Genomic DNA, 24,106 nt, shown 5'->3' with positions numbered 1-24,106 from the left:
GGCGGTCGGGTCAGCGCTCCAGGACCAGCGCCAGGCCCTGGCCGACGCCGATGCAGAGGGCCGCGAGGCCCGTGCCGGAGCCCGCGGCGGCGAGCTGGTGGGCGACGGAGCCGGCGAGGCGGGCGCCGGAGGCGCCGAGCGGGTGGCCGAGGGCGATGGCGCCGCCGCGCGGGTTGACGACGGCGGGGTCGAGTTCCGGCCACTCGGCGAGGCAGCCGAGGGCCTGGGCGGCGAACGCCTCGTTGAGCTCGAAGGTCGTGAGGTCGGCGAAGGAGCGGCCGGACTTGGCCAGGGCACGGCGGACGGCCTCCACCGGGCCGAGGCCGAAGAGCTGGGGCTCGATGCCGGTGACGGCGGAGGCGCGGACGCGGGCGAGGGGCTCGCGGCCGGTCGCGCGGAGGCCGTCCTCGTCGACGAGGAGGAGGGCGGCGGCGCCGTCGTTGAGCGGGGAGGCGTTGCCGGCGGTGACGGTGCCGCCGTCGGTCCGGAAGGCCGGCTTGAGGCGGCCGAGCGCCTCCAGGGAGGTGTTCTCCCGGACGCACTCGTCGCGGTCGAGCTCCGCGCCGGGGTACGGGACGACCTCGTCGTCGTACAGGCCCTTGGCCCACGCCTCGGCGGCCTTGCGGTGGCTGTCGAGGGCGAAGGCGTCCTGGCGGTCGCGGCCGATGCCGTGCCGGTCGGCGACGAGTTCGGCGCCCTCCCCCAGGGAGACGGTCCACTCGGCGGGCATCCGGGGGTTGGTCATGCGCCAGCCGAGGGTGGTCGAGTGGAGCTGCTGGTGGCCGGCGGGGAAGGCGCGCTCGGGCTTCTGCAGGACCCAGGGGGCGCGGGACATGGACTCGACGCCGCCGGCGATGGCCACGGAGGCGTCGCCGAGGGCGATCGCGCGGGCGGCCTGGATGACGGCCTCCAGGCCGGAGCCGCAGAGCCGGTTGACGGTGACGCCGGGGACGCCGGTCGGCAGCCCCGCGAGCAGGACGGCCATGCGGGCCACGTCGCGGTTGTCCTCGCCGGCGCCGTTGGCGTCGCCGAAGTAGACGTCGTCGACGCGGGCCGGGTCCAGGTCCGGGGTGCGGTCGACGAGGGCCTTGACGACATGGGCGGCGAGGTCGTCCGGGCGTACGGAGGCGAGGCCGCCGCCGAACTTCCCGATCGGGGTGCGGACGGCGTCGACGATGTACACGTCGCGGATACTCATCGGATCTCCCGGGTGACCGGCGGAACTGCTCTGTTCGCCTGGTGAAAGAAGTCTCGCACTGGTGCGCGCGCAGAGTCTGGGCCCGCCGGTCCGCCCTGTCAACGGCGCCCCCTCCCGGCCCGCCCGGCCGTGCGGCCGGGGTCGGGGCGGGGCGCCCCCGTCATCCCGTCGCCGCGTCCCTCACCAGCGCCACCAGGCCGTAGTCCAGTTCGCGGCCGTCCACCAGGAGGGCCTCCACCGTGCCGGTCTCCGGGTCGATGTCGGCGACCATGCCGTGGCCCTCGTAGATCGGGTAGCCGGACTCCCCGTGGCGGCCGGTGCGCTCGACCACGGCGGACCGGACCGCGCTGTCGGCGACGCTCGCTCCGCCCCGGTCCTGGACGTGGGCGGGCACCAGGAGGATCTCGTAACGGTTCGGGTGAGTGCTCATGTCCCGACGCTAAGCGCTCAGCTGGACTCCCGCCGGACGACCCGCGAGTCCAGGAGGGAGCGGGCGTCCGTGCTGCCGGCGACGCCGTTCACTGCGTTGTCGACGAGCTCGGCCAGCTCGCGGCCGAGCATCATGTCGATGCGGACGGTGCTCAGGCGCGGGCGCAGCAGGCGGCCGAGGAGGAGGTCGTCGGCGCCGACGACGGCGGTCTCCTCGGGCACGGTGGTGCCGGCGTCCTGGAGGGCGCGCATCAGGAGCATGGCGTACTCGTCGTTGTAGGCGAAGACGGCGTCGAGGGCGAGGCCCGGCCAGCGCCCGGCGAGCTCCTCCGCGGACTCCTCGGTGTACGCGAGGGGGAGGGGCACGACGGTGGCGCCGGCGGCCTCGGCGGCGCGGCGGGCGCCCTCCAGACGCGGCCCGGAGAACATCGCGAGGCCCGGCTCCTCCGGCACGACGACGCCGATCCGGCGGCGGCCGGTCGCGATCAGGTGCTCGACGGCGGCCGCGCCGACGCGCGGCTGGTCCAGGACGAGGGAGTGGGTGCCGTCCGACGGCCGGGTCCCGACGGTGATGACCGCCTTGACCCCGGAGCGCTTGAGGATCTCCACGGCCTCGGGCGTCACCTCGACCTCTCCCGTCGAGACGACGGCGGCGGGGCGCAGCTCGGCCCAGGCGCGGGCCGCGTCCTCGGGGGCGAGGCCGACGCTGCCGTACTGGACGACGGTGTAGTCGAGGCGGCGCAGTGCCCACTGGAGGTCGTTGTGGAAGCGGCTGTAGAGGGGGCCGACGGGGACGTGCGCGGTGGGCAGGAGCACCATGCGGCTGTGGCCGGCGCGCAGCGTGCGGGCGGCCGCGTGCGGGACGTAGCCCAGTTCGCGGGCCGCCTCGCGGACCCGTTCGCGGGTCGGTTCGCTGATGCGGACGGCCGAGGTGTTGTTCAGGACGTAGCTGACGGTGGCCCGGGAGACGCCGGCGAGGCGCGCCACGTCCGCGCTGGTCGGCACGGCACGGACGGGAGGGCGGCCCGCAGGGCCGTCGGCAGGCTGTTCGATCGACTGACTCATCGCTTCGGCATCTTTCCAGAACAATCCGGCGCAGGGTCTGGCGGATGGCCGGATCTGAGTGCTACACAATGCTGACACGCGTCACTGACACGTGTCACTCCCCCGGAATCATCCGCTTACCGCCCCCTCACCGGGCGTTCTCCCCTGGAGGGCAACGTGGCCCTTTCCTCCCCCGGAACCGGAGCCGGTACGGGCTCCGCCTCCGCCGCCGGCCCCGGCACCCCCGCCGCTCCCCGCCCCACGCGCGGTCTGCTGCCGCTGCTCCTCCTCGGCAACAGCGCGATGTACGCGCTCTACATCGGCGTCCCGGGACTGCTGCTCGCGCTCCAGATCGAGGCCATCGACCCGGCGGGGAAGGTGGCGAACTTCGGACTCGTCTCCGGCATATCCGCCCTCTTCGCCACGGTCTTCAACCCGGTCGCCGGCGCGCTCTCCGACCGCTCGGGGCGCCGCAACCCGTGGATCCTGGCCGGCGGCCTGCTGACCGTGCCGGTGATGCTGCTGCTCGGCAGCGTGGACACCGTCCTGCTGGTCACCATCGCGTGGTGCCTGGGGCAGGCCGTGATGAACGTCTACCAGGCGGCCCTCACCTCGGTGGTGCCCGACCGGGTGCCGCTCGCCAGGCGGGGCAAGGCGTCGGCGGCCGTGGGCCTCGGCCTGCCGATCGGCTCCACCGTCGGCGCCCTGGTCGGCGCGGCCTTCTCCGACGACTTCCGGACGGGCTATCTGGTCTTCGGCGCCGTCGTGGCCGTCACCTCGGTCGTGTTCACCTCGCTCGCCCGCGAGGAGCGGATGCCCGCCAGGGCGCCGATGCCGGTCAGGGCGCAGATCGCCGCCTTCGGCAGCGCCCTCGGGGACCACGACTTCCGCTGGGCGTTCATCGGCCGCGCCCTGCTCGTCCTGGGCTACTTCGCGGTGGCCGGATTCCAGCTGTACATCCTCAAGGACCACACCGAACTGCCGGCCGGACTCTCGGCCGAGGAGGCCGTCGCCCTCCTCATGCCGGTCAACTCCGTGGCGATGGTGGTCTCCACGGTCCTCGGCGGCTGGCTGTCCGACCGGTACGACCGCCGCAAGCTCTTCGTGGGCGCCTCGGCGGCGCTGGCCGCCGTCGCCCTGCTGATCCCGGCGGTCTCCTCCAGCTGGACGGCGATGCTCGCCTTCTCGATCGTCAACGGCCTCGGTTTCGGCTGCTACATGGCGGTGGACACGGCCCTGGTGACGATGGTCCTGCCGAAGGCGGAGGACGCGGCCCGTGACATGGGCGTCCTGAACATCGCCAACGCCGGTCCGCAGATCGTGGCGCCGTTCGTCGCCTCCGCGGTGGTCTCGATCGGCGGCGGCTACACGCCGCTGTTCCTCGTCGCGGCCGTCCTGTCGGTCCTGGGGGCCCTCGCCGTCCGGCCGATCCGCTCGGTCCGCTGATCGACGAGGGCGACCGACCACATCCGGACCGGCGGGTTCTGACGTACCGTTCGGGCATGGACGCGTCGATGGACAGCTCGATGGTGGGACTGCTCGGCCGGGTGACCGGGACCATCGGCCCCGGGCTCGTCGGCGAGGTGATCCTCCGGATCCGCGGCGGAGCCGAGCACTTCCTCGCGTACGCCGCCTCCCCGAAGCAGCGCATCGAGGTCGGCACCCTCGTCACCGTCGTGGAACACCTCCCTCCGCGCACCGTCTACGTCACAGCCGTGTACGACGTCTGACACGACGTACGGCGAGACGGTTGAGCGGTGTGCCTCCCGGGCGCACACTCCCCTCACCGGATCCGCACGGCTCCGGTGAAGGGGGACCCTGCCCATGGGCATCGGCATACTGGCGGGCGCCGTCGTCGGCTCGCTCGTCGTCCTGATCGTCCTGTTCAAGATGATGTGGCGCGTCGCGGAACCCAACGAGGCGCTCATCATCTCCGGTTCCAACCACAAGAACGAGGGTCTCGGCGAGGGCATGGGCTTCCGCATCGTGACCGGGCGCGGCACCCTCGTGGTGCCCGGCGTCCAGGCGGTGCGGAAGCTGTCGCTGGACCTCAACGAGACCCAGTTGCAAGTCGAGTGCGTCACCCACCAGGGCATTCCGCTCAAGGTCCGCGGTGTGGTGATCTTCAAGGTGGGCGACGACTTCGTGTCGATCGCCAACGCCGCCCGCCGCTTCCTCGACCAGCAGAAGCTGATGAGCGAGCGCGTGCACATCGTCTTCGCCGGCCATCTCCGCGCCATCGTGGGCGGGTTGACCGTCGAGGACATGATCCGTGACCGGGAGAAGCTGACCGGCCAGGCCCGTTCGGCCTGTGGCACGGAGATGGAGAAGCTCGGTCTGATCGTCGACTCGCTCCAGATCCACGAGATCGAGGACCCGACCGGCTACATCAGGAACCTCGCCGCCCCGCACGCGGCCGCCGTCCAGCGCGACGCCCGCATCGCGCAGGCGGAGGCCAACCGGCGGGCGACCGAGGCCGAACAGCAGGCGGCCGCCCGGATGTCGGAGGCCACCCGCGACAGCGAGATCCTCCAGGCCGGCTACCAGGCCGAGCGGGACCAGGCCAGCGCCCGGGCCCGCCAGGCGGGTCCGCTCGCCGAGGCCGCCTCCCGCCAGGAGGTCGTCGTCCAGGAGACCCGGGTCGCCGAGCTGGAGGCGCACCGCAAGGAGCAGCAGCTCCAGGCGGACGTGCGCAAGCCGGCCGACGCGATGGCGTACGAGACGCGGACGCTCGCCGAGGCCGAGCGCGACGCCCGGATCTCGGCCGCCCAGGCCAAGGCGCGGGAGACCGAACTGGCCAGCGCCGCGGCGGCGACCGCGACCCGGGTCACCGGTGAGGCCGAGGCGGCGGCGACGCAGGCCAAGGGACTCGCGGTGGCCGAGGCCGCCCGCGCCAAGGGGCTGGCCGAGGCGGAGGCGATCAAGGCGCGGGCGGCGGCGCTCGCGGAGAACCAGGAGGCCGTGGTCGCCCAGCAGTTGGCCGAGAAGTGGCCGGAGATCGTCGAGGCGGGCGCGTCCGCCTTCGGCAACGTGGACCAGATGGTCCTGCTGAACGGCGCCGACGGCATGGCCGACATGTTCGCCAAGGCCCTGACCATGGGCGGGACCGGTCTGGGCCTGGCCCGCCGGCTCCTGGCCGACATGGGCCCGAACGGCACCGACCGGACGGCGGCCGCACCGGCGGTGCCCGCTGCCCGGGACGGCGAGGAGGAGGTGACGACGGTGGAGATCACCGTCGGCGACGACGCGTGACACCCCGGAGGTGCGCGGGACGGGGCCCGGAGCCGCGAGGGCGCCGGGCCCCGTCCCGCATCCCCCGCCTCCCGTGTCCCCCGCGGTCAGTTGTGCCCGAACTTCCGCTCTCGGCGGTGGGACGGCGTCTCGATGACGGACCGCGGCACCTGGGCCGCGGACGGGCTCCCGCCCTTCTCCTTGGCGGACGCGGCCTCGCGGTGCTCGTGACCGCCCGTCCGGGCGCCCTTGTTCACCCGGGTCTGTTTCTTGCCCACGATCGTGCCTCCCGTACGACGGCTCTCGGACGCGGATCCGTGTCCCTTCAGGCTCGCACGGCCGTACGAAGTGCGCATGGCGGGCCACTCAGCCGGAGGGCTCCAGGACCCGGCGGAACGCGGCCAGCGTCGGGGCCCCGGAGGCGCGGTCCAGGACGGCGAAGACGATCTCGTCGAAATGGCCGGCGAACCGTCCGTCACCGGTCAGCAGCGCCCTGAAGGCGCCCGCCACCTCGGCCGGGTCGTTCTGGAAGACGCCGCAGCCCCAGGCGCCGAGGACGATCCGGCGGTACCCCTCGGCGGCGGCGGTCTCCAGGACCCGCTCGGCGCGCGAGGCCAGGGCGGCGGGCAGCCGGTGGGCCTGCTCCGGGTTCCGGCGGCGGACGACGCCGGCGTTCGGAGCGGGCGAGGTCAGGAAGCCGACGGTGAAGGGGGTGGCGAGCAGGGCGCCCCGGTCGTCGCGGAAGACCGGCACCCGGGGCGAGTGGATCACCCGGTCGGTGTAGAAGGCGTCCCGGTCCCCGCGGTGGTGCTCGTAGTAGGCGGGCGCGCGGAGCAGGGTGGCGTGCAGGGCGGAGGAGCGGCAGAGCGCCTCCTCCTGGGCCTGCGCGCCGTTGAGGTAGCCGCCGCCGGGGTTGCGGGCGGAGGCGAAGTTCAGGACGGCGACCGGCCGGCCGGGGTCGGCGGCGGTCATCCGGCGGGCGGCGGCGAGGCTGCTCTCGCCGGTCACCTCGATCCGGCCCGGGCGGCCGGTGCCGGGGGTGACCGGGACGGGCGCGGGCCCGTGGAGACGCGTTCCGGCCAGGGCGGCCGCGAGGTCCTCACGGAGGGAGACGGTCCGCCCGTCGGGGGCGGTGTAGGAGCCGGCGGCGACGATCGCCTCGGTCTGCCGCGCGATCTCGCGCAGTCGTGCACTCATGCCCGCAGGATGATCGTTTCGGCAGGACCGGGACAAACGGTTTTCCGGCACGGCCCCGTCCCCCGTCCGCCCCGCCCGAGGGGCGTCCCCCGGACGATCCGAGGGCGATTTACGGACGTTCGGGGGCACAGGAGGCGCGCGTGGGGGCGCTGAGGCGCTCTTGCACGCCGCCCGGCGGTGCCTTTAGGTGGAAGGCAGCGGCTTCCCGAACGGTTCCGCGACAGCACCTGGAGGTGCACGGATGGCGCCCAGCGGCACCCCGCGCGGCGGTCCGCCCCTCACCGAGGAGGCGGCGGAGGACCTGCTGCGCTGTATCTGTTTCAAGACCGGCCCGCCCCGGACCGTGGGGGCGGAGCTGGAATGGCTCGTCCACGACCTGCGCGACCCGCGCGAGCCGGTGCGTCCGACCCGGCTGGCGACGGCGCTCGACACCGTACGGTCCCTGCCGCTGGTGTCGGCGCTCACCTTCGAACCCGGCGGTCAGCTGGAGCTCAGCTCGCGACCGGCCGGTTCCCTGATGGAATGCCTGGACTCGCTCGCCTCCGACCTGGCGGCGGTGCGGTCGGCGCTGGGCCCGCTCGGCCTGACGCTGAGCGGCTACGGGGTCGACCCCTGGCACGCGCCGCGCGAGCGGGTGCTGCGCGAGCCGCGGTACGACGCGATGGAGACCGCGCTCGCCCGGACGGGCCCGGCGGGCCGGGCGATGATGTGCGAGTCGGCCTCGGTCCAGGTCTGCCTGGACGCCGGCCACGAGGAGCCGGGCCCGCTGGGCTATCTGCGCCGCTGGGAGCTGGCGCACCTGTTCGGCGCGGTGCTGGTGGCGGTCTTCGCCAACTCCCCGCAGCACGGCGGGCACCGCACCGGCTGGCGCTCCACCCGGCAGTCGCTGTGGGCGGACCTCGATCCGCGGCGGAGTCTCGCGCCGCCGGCGGACGGCGAGCCGCGCGCCGAGTGGACCGCGCACGTCCTGGACACGCCGGTGCTCTGCGTCCGCGCGGAGGAGGGCCCGTGGCTGGTGCCGGAGGGGCTGACCTTCCGGGAGTGGCTGCGGACCGGCGGGCCGCGGCCGGCCGACGCCGACGACCTGCGCTACCACCTGACGACGCTCTTCCCGCCGGTCCGGCCGCGCGGCCATCTGGAGCTGCGGATGATCGACGCGCAGCCGGGCGCGGACGGCTGGATGGTGCCGGTGGCGCTGACCACGGCGGTCTTCGAGGACGCGGAGGCGGCGGAGTCGGTGTACCGGGCGGTACGGCCGCTGGCGGCGCTGGCCGGCGCGGATCCGGCGCCCCGCAACCCGCTGTGGCGGCGCGCGGCCCGCGACGGGCTCGCCGATCCGGCCCTGCACGCGGTCGCCCTCGACGCCTTCGCGGCCGCCCGGCCCGCGCTGCGCCGGATCGGCGCGACCGAGCGGGTGCGACGGGCCGTGGACGCCTTCCAGGAACGGTACGTGGATCCCGGGGGCTGCCCGGCCGACGAACTCCAGGTGATGACGTCATGACCGGAACGACCGACACGACGACGAACGGCGCGGGCACGGCGGCCGACGCGGAGGCGCTGCGGACCCGCGCGCTGGCCGCGCTCAACAGGGCCCGGGAGCGCACCCGGCTCCTCACCGACAGCGTGGACGACGGGGAACTCACGGCCCAGCACTCGCCGTTGATGTCCCCGCTGGTGTGGGACCTGGCCCACATCGGGAACCAGGAGGAGCTGTGGCTGTGGCGGGAGGTCGCGGGCCGGGAGGCGCTGCGCCCGGAGATCGACCCGCTGTACGACGCCTTCGCCCATCCGCGTTCCGAGCGCCCCTCGCTGCCCCTGCTGTCGCCCGGGGAGGCCCGGGCCTACGCCGCCGACGTGCGGACCCGGGTGCTGGACGTGCTGGCCGGTGCCCGGATGGAGGGGCGGCCGCTGCTCGACGCGGGCTTCGCCTTCGGCATGATCGCCCAGCACGAACAGCAGCACGACGAGACCATGCTGATCACCCATCAGTTGCGGAGGGGGCCGGCCGCGCTGACCGCTCCCCCACCGCCGGTCCACCCTTCCGGCCCGCTGCCGGAGGAGGTCCTGGTACCCGGCGGGCCGTTCACGATGGGCACCTCGGACGAGCCGTGGGCGCTCGACAACGAGCGCCCCGCGCACACCCGTACGGTGGCCGCCTTCCACATCGACACCGTGCCGGTCACCAACGGCGCCTATCTGGCCTTCATGGCGGACGGCGGCTACACCGACCGGCGGTGGTGGCATCCGGACGGCTGGGCCCAGATCCGTGAACACGGCGTCGTGGCACCGCTGTTCTGGCGGCAGGAGGCCGGGCAGTGGCTGCGCCGCCGGTTCGGGGTGACCGAGCCGGTGCCGGAGGACGAGCCCGTCGTCCACGTCAGCTGGTACGAGGCGGACGCCTACGCCCGCTGGGCGGGCCGGCGGCTGCCGACGGAGGCGGAGTGGGAGAAGGCGGCGCGGCACGACCCGGTGAGCGGCCGCTCCCGCCGCTATCCGTGGGGCGACGCCGATCCGGGCCCGGACCACGCCAATCTGGGCCAGCGGCACCTGCGGCCCGCGCGGGCGGGGAGCTACCCGGCGGGCGCCTCGCCGCTGGGGGTGCGGCAGCTGATCGGGGACGTGTGGGAGTGGACGGCGAGCGACTTCCTGCCGTACCCGGGCTTCCGCGCCTTCCCGTACAAGGAGTACTCGGAGGTGTTCTTCGGCCCGGAGTACAAGGTGCTGCGCGGCGGTTCGTTCGCCGTGGACGCGGTGGCCTGCCGGGGCACCTTCCGCAACTGGGACTATCCGGTGCGGCGGCAGATCTTCGCCGGCTTCCGCACCGCCCGCTCCGCGGAGCTGGACTGATGTGCCGCCACATCGCCTACCTCGGCGAGCCGGTGGCGCTCGGCGAGCTGCTCCTGCGGCCGCCGCACGCGCTGGTGCGCCAGGCGTGGGCGCCGCGCACGCAGGTCAGCGGGGTGGTGAACGCGGACGGCTTCGGCGTCGGCTGGTACGCGGACGGCGACCCGGTCCCGGCCCGGTACCGGCGCACCGGCCCCATCTGGGGCGACCTCTCCTTCGCGGACCTCGCCCGGGTGGTGCGGAGCCGGGCGCTGCTCGGCGCGGTGCGGGGGGCGACGCTGCCGGGCGCGGACGGGGAGGCCGCGGCGGCGCCGTTCGGTTCCGGGCCGTGGCTCTTCAGCCACAACGGAGCCGTTCCCGGCTGGCCGGGGGCGCTGACGCCGCTGGCCGCCGGCCTGACGCCGGCCGAGCTGCTCGAACTGGAGGCGCGGACCGACTCGGCGCTGTTGTGGGCGCTGGTGCTGCACCGGCTGCGGGCCGGTCAGCCGCCCGGTGACGCGCTCGCCGGGACGGTCCTGGCGGCGGCCGAGGCCGCTCCGGACGCGCGGCTCAACCTGCTGCTCACCGACGGCGACCGGATCGCGGCGACGGCCTGGGGGAACAGTCTGTGGTGCCTTCACGGTCGCGGCCGGGTGGCCGTGGCCTCCGAACCGTACGACGACGATCCGGGCTGGCGGGAGGTGCCCGAGCAGACGCTCGTCACCGCCTCCCGGGCCGACGTCGTCCTCACCCCGCTCAAGGAGTTCGCCGCGTGAGCACGTTCCAGCTGACCCGCACCCTCGCCCCGGACGCGGCCGCCGCCGATCTGCGCGCCGACGTGCTGAAGGGGCTGACCCGCTCGCCGAAGGAGCTGCCGCCGAAGTGGTTCTACGACGCGCGGGGCAGCGAGCTGTTCGACGAGATCACCCGGCTGCCCGAGTACTACCCGACGCGGGCGGAGCGGGAGATCCTGGTCGCCCGGGCCCCGGAGATCGCGGCGGCGACCGGGGCCCGGACGCTGGTGGAGCTGGGGTCGGGGTCGTCGGAGAAGACCCGGTTCCTGATCGACGCGCTGCGGCCGGGCCTCGCCGCGTACGTGCCGGTGGACGTGAGCGAGTCGGCGCTGACGGGGGCGGCGGAGGCGCTGCTGGCCGACCGGCCGGAGCTGCGGGTGCACGCCCTGGTCGCCGACTTCACCCGGGGCATGACGCTGCCGGAGACGCCGGGGCCGCGGCTGGTCGCGTTCCTGGGCGGGACGATCGGCAATCTGCTGCCGGACGAGCGGCGGGCGTTCCTGCGGTCGGTCCGGTCGATGACGGCGCCCGGTGACGGTTTCCTGCTCGGCACGGACCTGGTGAAGGACGAGTCGACCCTGGTGGCCGCGTACGACGACGCGGCCGGGGTGACGGCGGAGTTCAACAAGAACGTGCTGGCCGTGATCGACCGGGAGCTGGGCGCGGACGCGGATCCGGCCGACTTCGACCACGTGGCCCGGTGGGACCGGGAGCGGGAGTGGATCGAGATGCGGCTGCGGGCCCGGCACGCGCTGACCGTGAAGATCCCGGACCTCGATCTGGTGGTGCCGTTCGAGGCGGGTGAGGAGCTGCGGACGGAGGTGTCGGCGAAGTTCCGTCAGGAGGGGGTGCGGGCGGAGCTGGCGGAGGCCGGGTTCGAGCTGTCGCGGTGGTGGACGGACGGGGAGGGCCGGTTCGCGTTGTCACTGGCGACGGCGCGGTAGCCGGCCGCGGCAGGCTGCCGGGGGACGGCGGGGAGCGGGGCGGTGCGCGGGGGCGGGGCTGCCGAGGAGTGGACGGCGCGCTGGGCCGCGGCGGCGAGGAGCCTGCGGTCCGGATACTGGATCACGGATATCGGATCCAGTATCCGAACGCAGGCGGTCAGTCCCGGCGTCCGCACCACCCGCCACAGCGAGGCGCCCAGCGGGTCCTCCCCCACGTACGCCGCGGCCCCGTGCGGCCGGTAGTCGATCCGCACCGGCTGGACGTCGGCGCCCGTGTCCACGGCGGCCTGGAAGAGGGCCGGGCGGAACCGCCCGCCGGCCCGGCCGCACCAGGTGGAGCCCTCGGGGAAGGCGGTCACCCGGCCGCCCGCCGCCAGCGCCCCCGCGACCCCGCGCACGGCGCCGGGCAGCCGGCGTAGCCCGTCGCGGTCGAGGAAGAGGGTGCCGCCGAGAGCGGCGAGGGCCCCGAGCACCGGCCAGTCGCGCACCTCCCGCTTGGCGACCATCCGGCCGGGCAGGACGGCGGCGACGAGGGGGATGTCCAGCCAGGACACGTGGTTGGCGACCACGAGGGCGGGCCCGGCGCCGGCGCGGTGGGCTCCGGTGACGGCCGGCCGGACGCCGAAGGCGCGGACGACCGTCCGCGCCCAGAGCCGTACGAGGGCGAGCCTGCCGGCGGCGGGCAGCAGGCCCGCCGCCGGGAGGAGGAGCACCCCGAGGAGCACGGTCGCGAGCCCGGCCGCCAGGCGGGCGCAGGCCAGCGGGGCGGGCGCGGGCCGGAAGGCGGCGGGGGCGGGGTCCGGGTGGGCCGCGCAGGGGCGGCCCGGGGTGCACGGCGCCGTGGGCAGCCACGGCGACGGGAGCGGGACCGCGCCGTTCACGAGGCCGGGACGAGCGAGAGGAAGTGACGCAGGTAGCGGGGGTCGGTCCGGCGCAGCGACAGCAGCACGTAGAGGTCGGCGACGCCGAAGTCGGGGTCGTGGGCGGGGGCTCCGCAGACCCAGGCGCCGAGCCGGAGGTAGCCGCGGAGCAGGGCGGGCAGTTCGGTGCGGCCCTCGGGGCGGCGGACGCCGTCGGAGTTCCACAGCCGGTGCGGGGTGACCCAGTACTCCTCGGGGGCGAGGTGCTTCGCCCTGACGGTGTCCCAGGTGGCGGCGGCGAGGGTGCCGCCGTCGGCGAGCGGGATCGAGCAGCAGCCGGCCAGCCACTCGTGGCCGGTGCGGGTCATGTAGCGGGCGAGACCGGCCCAGATGAGGGCGATGACGGCGCCGTTGCGGTGGGCGGGGTGGACGCAGGAGCGGCCGACCTCGACGAGGTCGTGGCGGACGGGGGCGAGCCGGGTGAGGTCGAACTCGGTCTCCGCGTAGAGGCGGCCGGCGACGGCGGCCCGCTCGGGCGGCAGGATCCGGTAGGTGCCGACGATCTCGCCGGTGGACTCCTCGCGGACCAGGAGGTGGTCGCAGTAGGCGTCGAAGGCGTCGGTGTCGAGGCCCGGTTTGGGTCCGTCCAGGCGGGCGCCCATCTCGCCGGCGAAGACCAGGTGACGGAGGCGCTGGGCGGCCCGGACGTCCTCCTGGTCGCGGGCGAGACCCACGAGGTAGCGGGGGCCGGACGGGGCGCCGCCGGCCGGGCCGGACCGCGCGGGGACGGCGACGGGGTCGATGCCGGCCGGCACGGGGACGGCCGGTGCGGCGGAGTCGGCGAGCGCGGGCGAGAGTGCGGGCATGACGGTCTCCTCCGGCGTACGGAAGGTGAGGGGTCGGCGCCGGTCCGCGAGCGGTGCGGGCCGGCACCTCGTTTCTTCCGCCGCCGGCTGGATTCGACATGACCGTCCGGGGGATCGCGGGTGTGGGACGGCTGAATGCTCCGCGGCGCCCGCCCGGGGGCGCCGCGGGCCGGATCACTCGGCCAGGGTGTCGGTGATGGCCTCGGAGGCGGCGCGGGCGGCCTTCTCGGCGTTCTCGCCCTCCAGGACGGCGGTCATGAAGGGCTTGATGGGGTTGTCGCCCTCGACGCTGGCCCACTGGGGGGAGTTGGGCGTGGCGCGGCCGTTGGCGGCGCCGGCGGCCATGGCCGCGGTCGCCTCCTGGCCGGAGACGACCGAGGCGAGGCTCTTCTTGTTGGGCACGTAGCCCATGGCCCGGGCGAGTTCCGTCTGCCACTTCTCGCCGGCCAGCGCCTTGACGACGTCGAGGGCGGCGGCGCGATCGGGGGCGTTCTCCGGGATGATCAGGTCGGAACCGCCGGTGAAGACCGCGCAGGGGGTGCCGGCCTTCTTGCCGGGGATGGGGAAGTAACCCAGCTTGCCCTCCAGGGCGGGGTTGGCCTTGAGGATGGCGGCGACGGCGCTGGGCACGGCGACGATCTGGGCGACGTCGCCGCGGGCGAAGACCTCGGCCTGGGGCGGGTTCTGCTCGTCCGCGTCCTTCGGTCCGGAGCCGAGGGACTGGAGTTCCTTGTAGAAGTCCATGCCGCGCAGGGCCGCGGGGCTGTCGAGGGTGCCGGTCCACACGCCGCCGTCGTCGACGGCGAGCTCCCCGCCCTCGTCCCAGATGAAGCCGGCGAGGGTGTACCAGTCCTGGCCCGCCAGGTAGATGCCCTGGGAGCCCTGGCGGTTGAGCTTCTCGGTGACGTCGAGCCACTCCGCGCGGGTGGCGGGCGGGCCGTCGACGCCGGCCGCGGCGAAGAGGTCCTTGTTGTAGATCACGATGCGGTTGGCGGCGTACCAGGGGATGCCGTACTGCGAGCCGCCGACGCTGCCGGGCTCGGCGAGTCCGGGGAGCCAGTCCTCGCCGCCGAGGTCCCGGACGGACTCCAGGGTGAGGTCGAAGAGCCGGTCGGTGTCGGCGTACTGGGCGACCTGGGTGTTGCCGACCTCGATGAGGTCCGGGCCGCCGCCGCCCTTGATGGCCTCGATGACCTTCTTGCCGATGCCGGTCCAGTCCTGGATGGTGACGTTGAGCTCGACGTCGCCGTGCTCGTCCTCGTACGCCTCGGTGAAGCGGTTCAGGAAGTCGTCGCTGACGCTGTCCCGCATGAGCCAGATGTCGACCGTGCGGGTCTGGCCCCCGGTCCCGGGCAACAGCCCGCAGCCCGCGAGGGCGAGCGCGGTGGCGGCAGCCAGCGGACAGGCGAGCAAGCGGTTCTTCACTGAGGTCACCTTCGGTTCAGCACACGGCGGTGCGGCATGGGGCTGACCCGACGTGTGGGGGGACCGAACGGGGTGTTCGCGCGGGTATGTGGCCTGGATTCTGGTCTGGACCAACCGAGTGGTCAAGTCCTTGACCATCCCGTTCCCGGAGCGGACGGGGCGATCGGAACGGTTACCCACGGGTACGGGCGAAGGGGGCGGGACCGCCCGCGTCGTGTCGCGCGGTGCCCCGCCCTGGGGCACGGTGGAGGGAACCCACCGAGGGCATCGAGAGGAGTCCGGCTCCCATGTCGAACCACACCTACCGCGTCACCGAGATCGTCGGCACGTCCACCGAGGGCGTCGACCAGGCCATCCGCAACGGCATCGAACGCGCCTCGCAGACGCTCCGCGGCCTCGACTGGTTCGAGGTCACCCAGGTGCGCGGGCATCTGGTGGACGGACGGATCGAGCACTACCAGGTCGGCCTGAAGGTCGGCTTCCGGCTGGACGACGCCGCCTGAACCGTCCGTTCCGGGCGGGAGCACCCGGGCCTTCGCACGCCCGCCGGCACGCGCGTGCCGGCGGTCAGGTCCTGCCCTCGCGCTCCTGGGCCTCCTTCAGCGCCTCGGAGGGGGTGGCCCAGCGGGCGCGGACGACGGGGAAGCCCGCCGCCTCGGCGGCGTCGCAGACCAGCTCGTCGTCGTCGACCAGCATCCGGACCTCCCGGCCGTCGCCGAGCCGCCGCAGGATCTCCACCTTGGTGATCCGCGCGGGCCGGAAGTCGCGGTGCCGCCGCATGTGGAGCGGCCCCTCGGGAAGCCCCTGGCCGGCCAGCCAGGCCAGGGTGTCGCGCCGGCAGCGCTCCGGACGGCCCGTCAGGTACACCACGTCGCACTCCTCGGCCGCCGACCGGCACAGCGCGACGCCCTCCGCCAGCGGCGGGTCGTCGGGCGCCGCCGCGAAGAAGCCGTCCCAGTCCTTGGGCCTGCTCTCCAGGAAGTGCTGCCGGTGGGCGGTCGCGGCGAGCGTGTTGTCGAGGTCGAAGACGGCCAGCGGCCGGATGTCACCTGTCACACGGCCAGCCTAGGCCGTCTCTTCCGGATCATGCCGGGCTCGCGACACCTGGCACGCACCCTCGCCGCGGTGTCGTCGGTCGCCGACTCCCCCGGCCACCGCCGGGAGGTGCCCCACCGCGTCGACCCCTCCCCCGCCTAGCGAGCGCACGCACCGGACGCCGCTCCCCGATCCGGCCTGATCCCGAAAGAAACGGCCTAGGAGCCACCACCGACATCCGCCGAGGAACCGGCGCCGGCGCCGGCCCCCAGGTACGCCTCCCGTACCGCCGGGTCCGCGTGGATCTCGGCCGGCGTGCCCTCGGCGAGCACCCGGCCGAGGTCGAGCACCACGACCCGGGTGCACAGTTCCCTCACGAAGGCCACGTTGTGCTCGACGAGCAGCACCGCGCAGTTCTCCTCCTCCGCCGTCCGGCGCAGGACGGCGGCGAGCCGGTGCCGCTCCTCGGCGGTCGTCCCGGACGCCGGCTCGTCGAGGAGCAGGACCCGCGGCGGGTCGGCGAGGGCGCGGGCCAGCTCGACCATGCGGGCCTGACCGACGGGCAGCCCGCCCGCGTACGCGCCGGCCAGGTCGTCGAGTCCGCACGCGCGCAGGACGCCGGCGGCCCGCTCCCGGTGGCTCCGGGCCCCGGACCGCGTCCCGCCCCGCCAGTCCCGGGCCACGACCAGGTTGTCCGTGACGGTCAACTGGCCGAAGAGCTGCTGCCGTTGGAAGGTACGGCGGATGCCGTGCCGGGCCCGCCAGACCGGGGACCGGCGGGTGACGTCCGTCCCGTCGTACGTGATCGTGCCCGCGTCCGGGCGCCGCATCCCGGACAGCACGTCGAAGAGCGTCGTCTTGCCCGCGCCGTTCGGACCGATGAGGCCGCAGATCTCCCCCGCGCGGACGGCGACGGTGACGCCGCGCAGGGCGTGGACGCCGCCGAAGCGGACGTCGATGCCCTCGGCGTGGAGCACGTGCCGGTTCACGGGCGGACCCCCGTCCCCAGGTAGGCGTCGGCGAGCCGGTCCCGGTCGACCCCGGACCGGGGCCCGGACCAGGCGATCTCGCCCTGGGCGAGGTACGCGACGGTGTCGGCGATGCCGAGCGCCTCGGCCGCCTTCTCCTCGACGAGCACCAACGCGGTCCCGTGAGCGCGGAGTTCGGCCAGAAGGCGGAAGACCTCGTCCACGACGCGCGGCGCGAGCCCGAGGGACGGCTCGTCGGCGACGAGGACGGCCGGCGGGCGCTGGAGCAGCGGGGCGAGGGCGAGGAGCTGCTGCTCGCCGCCGGAGAGGGAGCCGGCGAGGACGGTGCGGCGGGCGGCGAGCGCCGGGAAGCGGGCGTACACGGCGTCGCGGTCCTGGGCGTCCGTGAGGTGCAGGGCCAGGTTGTCCTCGATGGAGAGCCCGGCGAAGATCCCCCGCCCCTCGGGGGCCAGCCGCACGCCACGGCGGGCCCGGGCGACCGCCGCGTCACGGGTGGCGTCCTCGCCCCGCACCCGTACGAGACCTCCGGCCGGCCGGAGGAGCCCGGCCGCCACCCGGCAGAGGGTGGTCTTCCCGGCCCCGTTGGGCCCGAGCAGCACCAGCGCCTCGCCCGCGCGCACCGTGAGGTCCACGCCGTGCAGCACGGACGCGCCGCCGTATCCGGCGTGGACGCCGCGCAGTTCGAGCGCGCACGGCTCGGCCGGACGGGGGGACGCGTCCCCCTCCGCCGCCGGCCGCGGGAGCGGGGCCGGCGCGGCGGCCCGCGGCGTCCCGGATGCCCCGGCGCGCCGGGCCGCCCGGCGCGCCGGCAGCGCGGCGCAGTACCCGTCCGGGTCGTTCGCGAGCGCGAGGCCCGCGAGACCGAAGAGGATGACCGGCAGGTGCGCGGACTCCGTCACGTACTGGTTCATCAGGTGCGGGACCACGGCGAAGACCAGTCCGGCCACCACCGCGAACTGCGGCCTGCGCACCCCCGCCGCGACCACGACCGCCAGCCACACCAACCCGGTCATCGCGGTGAAGTCGGTCGCCGTGACGCGGGTGTTGTACGAGGCGTAGAGCACCCCTCCGAAGCCCGCGAGGCCGGCGGACAGGGTGAACAGCAGCAGCTTGGTGCGGACCACCGAGACGCCCGACGCGGCGGCGGCCTCCGGGGCGGAGCGGACCGCGAGCATGGCCCGGCCCCAGCGGGAGCCGCGCAGCCAGGTCAGCAGGGCGACGACCACCGCGCTGAGCAGGACCAGCGCGAGGCCCATGGCCCGGTCGTCGGCCAGGTCGACCGGGCCCGCCGCCGGGCGGGGTATCTCCCATCCGGTGTCGCCGTTGCGCAGCGGGCCGAACTGGAAGAGCACCTGGTCGGCGAGGAAGGCGAGCGCCAGGGTGGCGAGGGCCAGCGACCGGCCGCCGAGCCGCAGGGCGGGCAGCGCGGCCACCGCGCCGAGGAGGGCCGCCGCGGCCGTGCCGGCCGCCGTCGCGGCGACGAAGGGCCAGCCGTGGCTCATCAGCAGTCCGGCGACGAGGGCGGCGCCGGTCACGAAGGTGGCCTGGGCCAGCGAGACCATCGCGCCGAGGCCGGTGACCACCGTGAACGACATGAACACCAGCCCGATCGCCAGCCCTTGGGCCAGGATCCCGCTCCAGAAGGGGGTGGTGACGGTGTAGAAGGCCGTGCCGAGCAGTGCAGCGGCCGCCGCCCACGCGCCCCAGCGGCGGCCGGGGCCCTTGCCGGCGAGGTAGTCGACCGGCGGCGGGTCGGCGGCCGCCGTGCCCGCCGCGCGGCGCCGCCGGGTCAGGACGACGAGCCCGGCGAAGAGGATGAGGAACGGCACGGCGGTGCGGAAGCCGGTGACGCCGTCGGCGAAGGAGGCGTACCCCGCCACCAGGTTCTGGAGCACGCCGAGTCCCAGGCCGGCCGCGAAGGCGAGCGGCACGGACACGAAGCGGCCGAGGGCGGCGGCGGTGGCGGAGACGAAGAGGAACAGCGTGTAGTCGTGCGCGGAGAGCCCGAGCAGCGGGGTCGCGAGGACTCCGGCGAGGCCGGCGAGAGCGGACGACAGCATCCACGCGATCGAGGAGAGCCGGTCCGCGCTGATGCCCCGCAGCTCGGTCAGCGTGCGGTCGTCGACCGCGGCCCGCAGCCGCAGGCCGAGCGTGGTGTGCCGCATCAGGAGCCACAGGGCGACCGCCGCGAGGGCGGTGGCGATCCAGGTGATCAGCTGGTCGGAGTCGACGCCGACGCCGTCGAGCGGCTGCCAGGAGACTGCGGGGCTGGGGCCGACGCCGGGCAGGCCGAACTGGTTCTCGGCGGGCTGGACGGGGGCGCCCGCCCGCTCCAGGAGCTCGACGGTCCACAGTCCGGCGGCGGGCAGGGCGACGAGGAGACCGATCGTGGCGACGATCTGCGCGGTCTCGCCGACCCGGGCGAGTCTCCGGAACATCAGCCGGTCCAGGGCCCAGCCGAGGCCGGGGGCCACCACGAGGACCAGGAGCAGCGCGGTGGGGACGGCCGGCCAGCGGAAGCCGGAGTGGAGCTCGTGGAAGGCCAGCGCGCAGAGGTAGGCGGTGGCGCCGTGCGCGAAGTTGAAGAGTCCGGAGGCGGAGGAGGAGAGGACGAGACCGGTGGCGAGCAGCGCGTACAGCGCGCCCGAGACCAGTCCGCTCAGGACGAAGCCCAGCAGGTCACCCACGTGCCGCGCCCCCTCAGCCGAACGGGATCGGCGGGTAGCACCTGAACGGCACGGCCACCTCGTACTTCCCGTCCTTCAGCCGGACGAGCGCTCCGCAGCCGAAGCTCTCCTTCTTCCCCTTGGGCAGGGCGCGGTCGCCGACGAGGGTGCCGGTGTCGGAGAAGCCGTCGGCGGCCTTCTGGAAGGACTCGACGGTGAGGTCCTTGCCGGCCTTGGCGGCGAGGGAGAGGAAGAGGTCGGCGCTCATGTACCCGGTCATCATGTGCATGTTGAGCGGGACGTCCTTGCCGCCCGCGGCCTTCCTGACGTCCTCCTTGAACTGCCGCATGGCGGGCGTGTCCGCCTCGAAGGGCTGGAACTGCAGCAGCACGTACACCCCGTCGAGGGCCTGCCGGGTCGCGTCCTTCGCGAGCAGCCCGGGGTCGTAGTCCGTCGGGTCGGAGAGGACCCCCCGGTAGCCGGACCGCTTGAGCGCGGTGAACAGGCCGATGTTGTACGGGGTCTGCATCACGGAGATCACGGCGTCGGGCGCGCGGCCGCCGGGGCCCGAGCGGAGGATCTCCTTGGTGTACGCGGACCAGTCGCTGGGCATCGAGGTCGCGGGCACCACGGCCTTGGCGTACGGCACCTGGAAGCCGGCCGCCTTGAAGCCCTGGGTGAAGGTGCGGATGCCGAACGTGCCGGCGTCGTTGTCGCCGGCGATCAGCGCGACCGACTTGCCGCGCGCCCCGCCCAGGACGGCCGCGAGGCTCTCGGGCCAGGTCTGGTTCAGGGTGCCGCCGGGGGTCGGGACGAGGCAGCCGTTGAAGCCGTAGACGTGGGCGGGGCCGCAGAAGGAGGGAAGGGTGCCCCAGCCCACCGTGGGGACCTTCTGGGCGTCGAGGAAGTCGGCGCCGGCGAAGGTGACCGAGCTCATGGGAGAGACGGCGAAGACCTGGTCCCGCTGGACGAGCTTGCGGGCCGCCGCCAGGTTCCTGGCCGGGTCCTGGCCGTCGTCCTCGGCGCCCAGGTACTCGATCCGCCGCCCGTGGATCCCGCCTTCGGCGTTGGCCCGGTCGTAGCGGGCGCGGGCGCCGAGGTCGGTGTCCTTCTTGGAGTAGCCGCTGGCGGTGGTCATGGAGACGATGCCGCCGACCTTGATCGTGTCGGCGGTGACCCCGCGTGCGGACGAGGAGGTGCTTCCGCCGGTGGAGGCGGAGTTGCAGGCGGTGACGAGGAGCAGGGTGAGCGCGGCGGCTGCGACGCGCAACGGTCGAGGCACGGGCGATCCCTCCGTCGGGTGACCGCATTGTGTGACCGAGCTGATGAACCGTCAATAACTGATACATCGTCAATTGACGATCCGTCGGATCACTGCCGGATCCGCGCCGGACCGGCCGCAGCGCGCCCCTGCGCGCCGTCCGCGGCGCGCCCCAGACCGGCGAGGAATCGGATATTGGATAAAATCTACGAATGCAGGATCCGATCTCCGCCCATGACCCGTACGTGCGTGTCCGCGGCGCCCGCGAGCACAATCTCCGGTCCGTGGACGTCGACATCCCCCGCGACACCCTCACCGTCTTCACGGGCGTCTCCGGCTCAGGGAAGTCCTCGCTCGCCTTCGGGACGGTCTACGCGGAGGCCCAGCGCCGCTACTTCGAGTCCGTCGCGCCCTACGCCCGCCGGCTGATCCACCAGGTCGGCGCCCCGAAGGTCGGGGAGATCACCGGCCTGCCCCCGGCGGTCTCCCTCGAACAGCGCCGCGCCGCCCCGAGCGCCCGCTCCTCCGTCGGCACGGTCACCACCCTGTCGAACTCGCTGCGCATGCTCTACTCCCGCGCCGGCGACCACCCCGCCGGGGCGCCCCGCCTGGACTCCGACGCCTTCTCCCCCAACACGCCGGCCGGCGCCTGTCCCTCCTGCCACGGCCTCGGCCGGATCCACGAGACCAGCGAGGAGCTGCTGGTCCCCGACCCCGGCCTGTCCATCCGCGAGGGCGCCGTCGCCTCCTGGCCGGGCGCCTGGCAGGGCAAGAACCTGCGCGACGTCCTCGACGCCCTCGGGCACGACGTGGACCGGCCGTGGCGCGAGCTGGACCCGAAGGACCGGGAGTGGATCCTCTTCACCGAGGAGCAGCCGGTCGTCACCGTGCACCCGGTCCGGGAGGCCGGCCGGATCCAGCGCCCGTACCAGGGCACGTACACCGGCGCCCGCCGGCTCGTCCTGCGCACCTACTCCGAGTCGAAGAGCCCCGCCCTGCGGGCCAAGGCGGAACGCTTCCTCACCAGCGCCCCCTGCCCGGTCTGCGGCGGGAGCCGGCTGCGCCCGGAGGCGCTGGCCGTCACCTTCGCCGGCCGCACCATCGCCGAGCTGGCGGCGCTGCCGCTGACCGCGCTGGCCGAGGTGCTGGCCCCGGCCGCCGCGCCCGGCGCCCCGGAGACCGCCAGGGTCCTCGCCGAGGACCTGCTCGCCCGGATCGCCACCGTCACCGAGCTCGGCCTCGGCTACCTCTCCCTGGACCGCACCACCCCCACCCTCTCCAGCGGCGAGCTCCAGCGCCTCCGGCTCGCCACCCAGCTCCGCGCGGGCCTCTTCGGCGTCGTGTACGTGCTCGACGAGCCGTCCGCCGGGCTGCACCCCGCCGACACCGAGGCCCTCCTGGTGGTCCTCGACCGGTTAAAGGCGGCCGGCAACACGGTCTTCGTCGTGGAGCACCACCTCGACGTGGTCCGGCACGCCGACTGGCTGGTCGACGTCGGCCCGCGGGCCGGCGAGCACGGCGGCCGGGTCCTGCACAGCGGCCCGCCGGAACTCCTCGCCCGCGTCGAGGAGTCGGCCACCCGCCGCTTCCTCTTCGACCCGGCTCCGGTGCCCGCGCGTCCCGCCCTGGAGCCCGGTGCGTGGCTGCGCACCGGGCCCGTCACCCGGCACAACCTCAGGGCCGTGGACGCGGCCTTCCCCCGGGGCGCGCTGACCGCCGTCACCGGTGTCTCCGGCTCCGGGAAGTCCACCCTGGTCGGCGCGTTCACCGAGGAATCCGCAGGGGTGGGTAGGCTGGTGACGGTCGATCAGCGGCCGATCGGGCGGACGCCGCGCTCCAACCTGGCCACGTACACCGGCCTCTTCGACGTGGTGCGGAAGCTCTTCGCGGAGACGGAGGAGGCCCGGGCCCGCGGCTACAAGGTCGGACGCTTCTCCTTCAACGTGGCCGGCGGACGCTGTGAGACGTGTCAGGGCGAGGGCTTCGTCTCGGTGGAGCTGCTGTTCCTGCCGAGCACGTACGCGCCCTGCCCGGACTGCCACGGGGCCCGGTACAACCCGGAGACCCTCCAGGTGCGGCTGCGCGGGCTCACGATCTCCGAGGTCCTCGACCTGACCGTGGAGTCGGCGGCGGAGTTCTTCGCCGGGGTCCCGGCGGCGGCCCGCAGCCTGCGGACCCTGCTGGACGTCGGGCTCGGCTATCTGCGGCTCGGCCAGCCCGCCACCGAACTGTCCGGCGGCGAGGCCCAGCGGATCAAGCTCGCCTCCGAGCTCCAGCGCCCGCGCCGCGCGCACACCCTGTACGTCCTCGACGAGCCCACCACCGGGCTGCACCCGGCCGATGTCGAGGTCCTGGTCCGCCAGTTGCGCGGCCTGGTGGACGGCGGCCACACGGTGGTCGTCGTGGAGCACGACATGGACGTGGCGGCCGGCGCGGACTGGGTGGTCGACCTCGGCCCCGGCGGCGGCGCGGAGGGCGGCCGGATCGTCGCCGAGGGACCCCCGGCCCGGGTGGCGCGGGCGGCCGGAAGCCGCACCGCGCCGTACCTGGCCAGGGCCCTGGGGCTGGACGGCTAGGCCGCCTCTTTCGGATCATGCCGGGCTCGCGACGCCTGGCACGCACCTCCCTGATGCGGCCTGATCCGAAAGAAGCGACCTAGCCGCGGCCCGTGGTGGAGCCGAAGCCGAGCCAGGTGTGCCGGTTGTTCCACCAGCACCAGCCGACCTTGGGCGCGCCCTTGCGCTCCCTGCCGTCGCGGCCGGTGCCGTTGCTGATCCAGATGGCCGGAGTGCGGGCGTCGAAGGCACCGTTGGGCTTGCGCAGGCGTGAACCGATCGTCATGAAGCACTTGTTGCGCTCCAGGACCTCGGGCCGCTGGAGCAGCCAGTGGATGCCCTCGGTGAGGACGAGCGGCGTCCGGCCGGCCTCGTGGAGCGCCGGGAGGGCCTCCTCGGGGCTCCAGTTGCCCAGGTGGTCGCCGCGGTCCAGGTCGTGGACCAGGTAGAAGGGGCCGTCGGGGAGTTCCACGCCCTGCGGGGCGAAGGAGTCCACGTCCGCCATGTCGACCACCAGGAAGCCGGGCTTGTCCGCGAGCCTGAGCAGCGGGGCGAGGGCCGAGGCGGGCGCGGCGTCCGGGTGGAGGGCCAGCAGGGAACCGGCCGGGGCGTCGGCGGCGGCCTTCTCGGCGTAGGCCCGCAGCTCGCCGGCGTCGAGGCCGGTGAGAGCGGGCACGCCGAGCTCGATGAGCCGCTCGGCCTGGTCGGTGAGCGGGGGCAGCGGGAAGGGGCTGGAGAAGGTGTCGGCGGTCGGGGCGGTGCTCTGCGCGTCGGGCAAGGTTCTCCTCG

22 protein-coding genes are annotated in these 24,106 nt (G+C 74.6%); 9 read left to right on the top strand and 13 right to left on the bottom strand.

Annotated elements, in window-relative coordinates; translation table 11 throughout:
- Positions 1–10: 10 nt before the first annotated feature.
- From ABFY03_RS32805 to ABFY03_RS32795, 3 genes are all read right to left on the bottom strand, one after another.
- Positions 11–1,198: a thiolase family protein gene (locus tag ABFY03_RS32805; RefSeq protein ID WP_319010610.1), complete on the bottom strand. Its 1,188-nt coding sequence runs from the start codon at positions 1,196–1,198 to the stop codon at positions 11–13.
- Positions 1,199–1,358: 160 nt separating this feature from the next.
- Positions 1,359–1,628, bottom strand: coding sequence for a hypothetical protein (locus ABFY03_RS32800; protein WP_319010609.1), 270 nt, complete (start codon positions 1,626–1,628; stop codon positions 1,359–1,361).
- Between the two features lie 17 nt (positions 1,629–1,645).
- The gene (locus ABFY03_RS32795) at positions 1,646–2,692 is read right to left on the bottom strand and encodes a LacI family DNA-binding transcriptional regulator (protein ID WP_319010608.1); all 1,047 of its coding nucleotides are present in this window, start codon (positions 2,690–2,692) and stop codon (positions 1,646–1,648) included.
- 156 nt (positions 2,693–2,848) lie between these two features.
- On the opposite strand from ABFY03_RS32795, the gene ABFY03_RS32790 reads away from it, so the two are divergent.
- The 3 genes from ABFY03_RS32790 (at position 2,849) to ABFY03_RS32780 (ending at position 5,923) form a co-directional block, all read left to right on the top strand.
- Positions 2,849–4,117, top strand: coding sequence for an MFS transporter (locus ABFY03_RS32790; protein ID WP_319010607.1), 1,269 nt, complete (start codon positions 2,849–2,851; stop codon positions 4,115–4,117).
- Between the two features lie 80 nt (positions 4,118–4,197).
- Positions 4,198–4,401 (top strand): hypothetical protein, encoded by a 204-nt coding sequence (locus ABFY03_RS32785; RefSeq protein ID WP_319010623.1) that lies wholly within the window; start codon positions 4,198–4,200, stop codon positions 4,399–4,401.
- Between the two features lie 94 nt (positions 4,402–4,495).
- Positions 4,496–5,923 carry a flotillin family protein gene (locus ABFY03_RS32780; protein ID WP_319010606.1) on the top strand — a complete coding sequence of 476 codons (1,428 nt, stop codon included), beginning with the start codon at positions 4,496–4,498 and terminating at the stop codon, positions 5,921–5,923.
- Positions 5,924–6,009: 86 nt separating this feature from the next.
- Here the strand turns inward: ABFY03_RS32780 and ABFY03_RS32775 are convergent, their stop codons facing one another.
- Both ABFY03_RS32775 and ABFY03_RS32770 read right to left on the bottom strand, forming a co-directional pair.
- A complete protein-coding gene (locus ABFY03_RS32775; RefSeq protein ID WP_319010605.1) occupies positions 6,010–6,180 on the bottom strand; it encodes a hypothetical protein in 171 nt (56 codons plus the stop codon).
- A gap of 88 nt (positions 6,181–6,268) precedes the next feature.
- Positions 6,269–7,099 carry a TIGR02452 family protein gene (locus tag ABFY03_RS32770; RefSeq protein WP_319010604.1) on the bottom strand — a complete coding sequence of 277 codons (831 nt, stop codon included), beginning with the start codon at positions 7,097–7,099 and terminating at the stop codon, positions 6,269–6,271.
- 241 nt (positions 7,100–7,340) lie between these two features.
- Here ABFY03_RS32770 and egtA point away from each other — a divergent pair, with 241 nt between their 5' ends.
- The 4 genes from egtA to egtD are packed head-to-tail and all read left to right on the top strand — an operon-like array spanning position 7,341 to position 11,660.
- Entirely contained in the window at positions 7,341–8,600 is a 1,260-nt protein-coding gene (egtA, locus tag ABFY03_RS32765; RefSeq protein WP_346171556.1) for an ergothioneine biosynthesis glutamate--cysteine ligase EgtA, read from the top strand.
- Positions 8,597–9,946, top strand: a complete 1,350-nt coding sequence (egtB, locus tag ABFY03_RS32760; protein ID WP_346171555.1) for an ergothioneine biosynthesis protein EgtB — start codon at positions 8,597–8,599, stop codon at positions 9,944–9,946. The genes egtA and egtB overlap by 4 nt, the downstream gene beginning before the upstream one ends.
- The gene (gene egtC, locus ABFY03_RS32755; RefSeq protein WP_319010601.1) at positions 9,946–10,698 is read left to right on the top strand and encodes an ergothioneine biosynthesis protein EgtC; all 753 of its coding nucleotides are present in this window, start codon (positions 9,946–9,948) and stop codon (positions 10,696–10,698) included. The genes egtB and egtC overlap by 1 nt, the downstream gene beginning before the upstream one ends.
- A complete protein-coding gene (egtD, locus tag ABFY03_RS32750) occupies positions 10,695–11,660 on the top strand; it encodes an L-histidine N(alpha)-methyltransferase (protein WP_319010600.1) in 966 nt (321 codons plus the stop codon). Before egtC ends, egtD begins: the two co-directional genes overlap by 4 nt.
- Here egtD and ABFY03_RS32745 read toward each other — a convergent pair.
- The 3 genes from ABFY03_RS32745 to ABFY03_RS32735 all read right to left on the bottom strand — a co-directional run bounded on the left by ABFY03_RS32745 (position 11,555) and on the right by ABFY03_RS32735 (position 14,811).
- Positions 11,555–12,541, bottom strand: a complete 987-nt coding sequence (locus ABFY03_RS32745) for a lysophospholipid acyltransferase family protein (protein WP_346171554.1) — start codon at positions 12,539–12,541, stop codon at positions 11,555–11,557. The genes egtD and ABFY03_RS32745 overlap by 106 nt on opposite strands.
- Positions 12,538–13,386 carry a GNAT family N-acetyltransferase gene (locus tag ABFY03_RS32740; RefSeq protein ID WP_346171553.1) on the bottom strand — a complete coding sequence of 283 codons (849 nt, stop codon included), beginning with the start codon at positions 13,384–13,386 and terminating at the stop codon, positions 12,538–12,540. Before ABFY03_RS32740 ends, ABFY03_RS32745 begins: the two co-directional genes overlap by 4 nt.
- A 174-nt stretch (positions 13,387–13,560) precedes the next feature.
- Positions 13,561–14,811, bottom strand: a complete 1,251-nt coding sequence (locus tag ABFY03_RS32735) for an extracellular solute-binding protein (RefSeq protein WP_319010597.1) — start codon at positions 14,809–14,811, stop codon at positions 13,561–13,563.
- A 287-nt stretch (positions 14,812–15,098) separates the two neighbouring features.
- On the opposite strand from ABFY03_RS32735, the gene ABFY03_RS32730 reads away from it, so the two are divergent.
- A complete protein-coding gene (locus tag ABFY03_RS32730; protein WP_319010596.1) occupies positions 15,099–15,314 on the top strand; it encodes a dodecin in 216 nt (71 codons plus the stop codon).
- Between the two features lie 64 nt (positions 15,315–15,378).
- On the opposite strand, the gene ABFY03_RS32725 is transcribed toward ABFY03_RS32730, so the two are convergent.
- The 4 genes from ABFY03_RS32725 to ABFY03_RS32710 form a co-directional block, all read right to left on the bottom strand.
- A complete protein-coding gene (locus ABFY03_RS32725) occupies positions 15,379–15,867 on the bottom strand; it encodes a phosphatase domain-containing protein (protein WP_346171552.1) in 489 nt (162 codons plus the stop codon).
- Positions 15,868–16,064: 197 nt separating this feature from the next.
- Positions 16,065–16,835 carry an ABC transporter ATP-binding protein gene (locus ABFY03_RS32720; protein WP_346171551.1) on the bottom strand — a complete coding sequence of 257 codons (771 nt, stop codon included), beginning with the start codon at positions 16,833–16,835 and terminating at the stop codon, positions 16,065–16,067.
- The gene (locus tag ABFY03_RS32715) at positions 16,832–19,522 is read right to left on the bottom strand and encodes an ABC transporter permease subunit (RefSeq protein WP_346171550.1); all 2,691 of its coding nucleotides are present in this window, start codon (positions 19,520–19,522) and stop codon (positions 16,832–16,834) included. The genes ABFY03_RS32720 and ABFY03_RS32715 overlap by 4 nt, the downstream gene beginning before the upstream one ends.
- A gap of 13 nt (positions 19,523–19,535) precedes the next feature.
- Positions 19,536–20,783: an ABC transporter substrate-binding protein gene (locus ABFY03_RS32710; RefSeq protein ID WP_346171549.1), complete on the bottom strand. Its 1,248-nt coding sequence runs from the start codon at positions 20,781–20,783 to the stop codon at positions 19,536–19,538.
- A gap of 191 nt (positions 20,784–20,974) precedes the next feature.
- On the opposite strand from ABFY03_RS32710, the gene ABFY03_RS32705 reads away from it, so the two are divergent.
- Complete coding sequence (locus ABFY03_RS32705) at positions 20,975–23,338, top strand: ATP-binding cassette domain-containing protein (RefSeq protein ID WP_346171548.1); 2,364 nt, start codon at positions 20,975–20,977, stop codon at positions 23,336–23,338.
- Between the two features lie 79 nt (positions 23,339–23,417).
- Here ABFY03_RS32705 and ABFY03_RS32700 read toward each other — a convergent pair whose 3' ends face one another.
- Positions 23,418–24,095 (bottom strand): DUF5701 family protein, encoded by a 678-nt coding sequence (locus ABFY03_RS32700; protein ID WP_319010592.1) that lies wholly within the window; start codon positions 24,093–24,095, stop codon positions 23,418–23,420.
- Between the last annotated feature and the right edge of the window lie 11 nt (positions 24,096–24,106).

The sequence above is a fragment of the Streptomyces roseofulvus genome (assembly GCF_039534915.1).
Lineage (GTDB): Bacteria > Actinomycetota > Actinomycetes > Streptomycetales > Streptomycetaceae > Streptomyces > Streptomyces roseofulvus.
The sequence above is the reverse complement of the archived record's forward strand: the minus strand, read 5'-3'. Positions and strand labels throughout refer to the sequence as shown.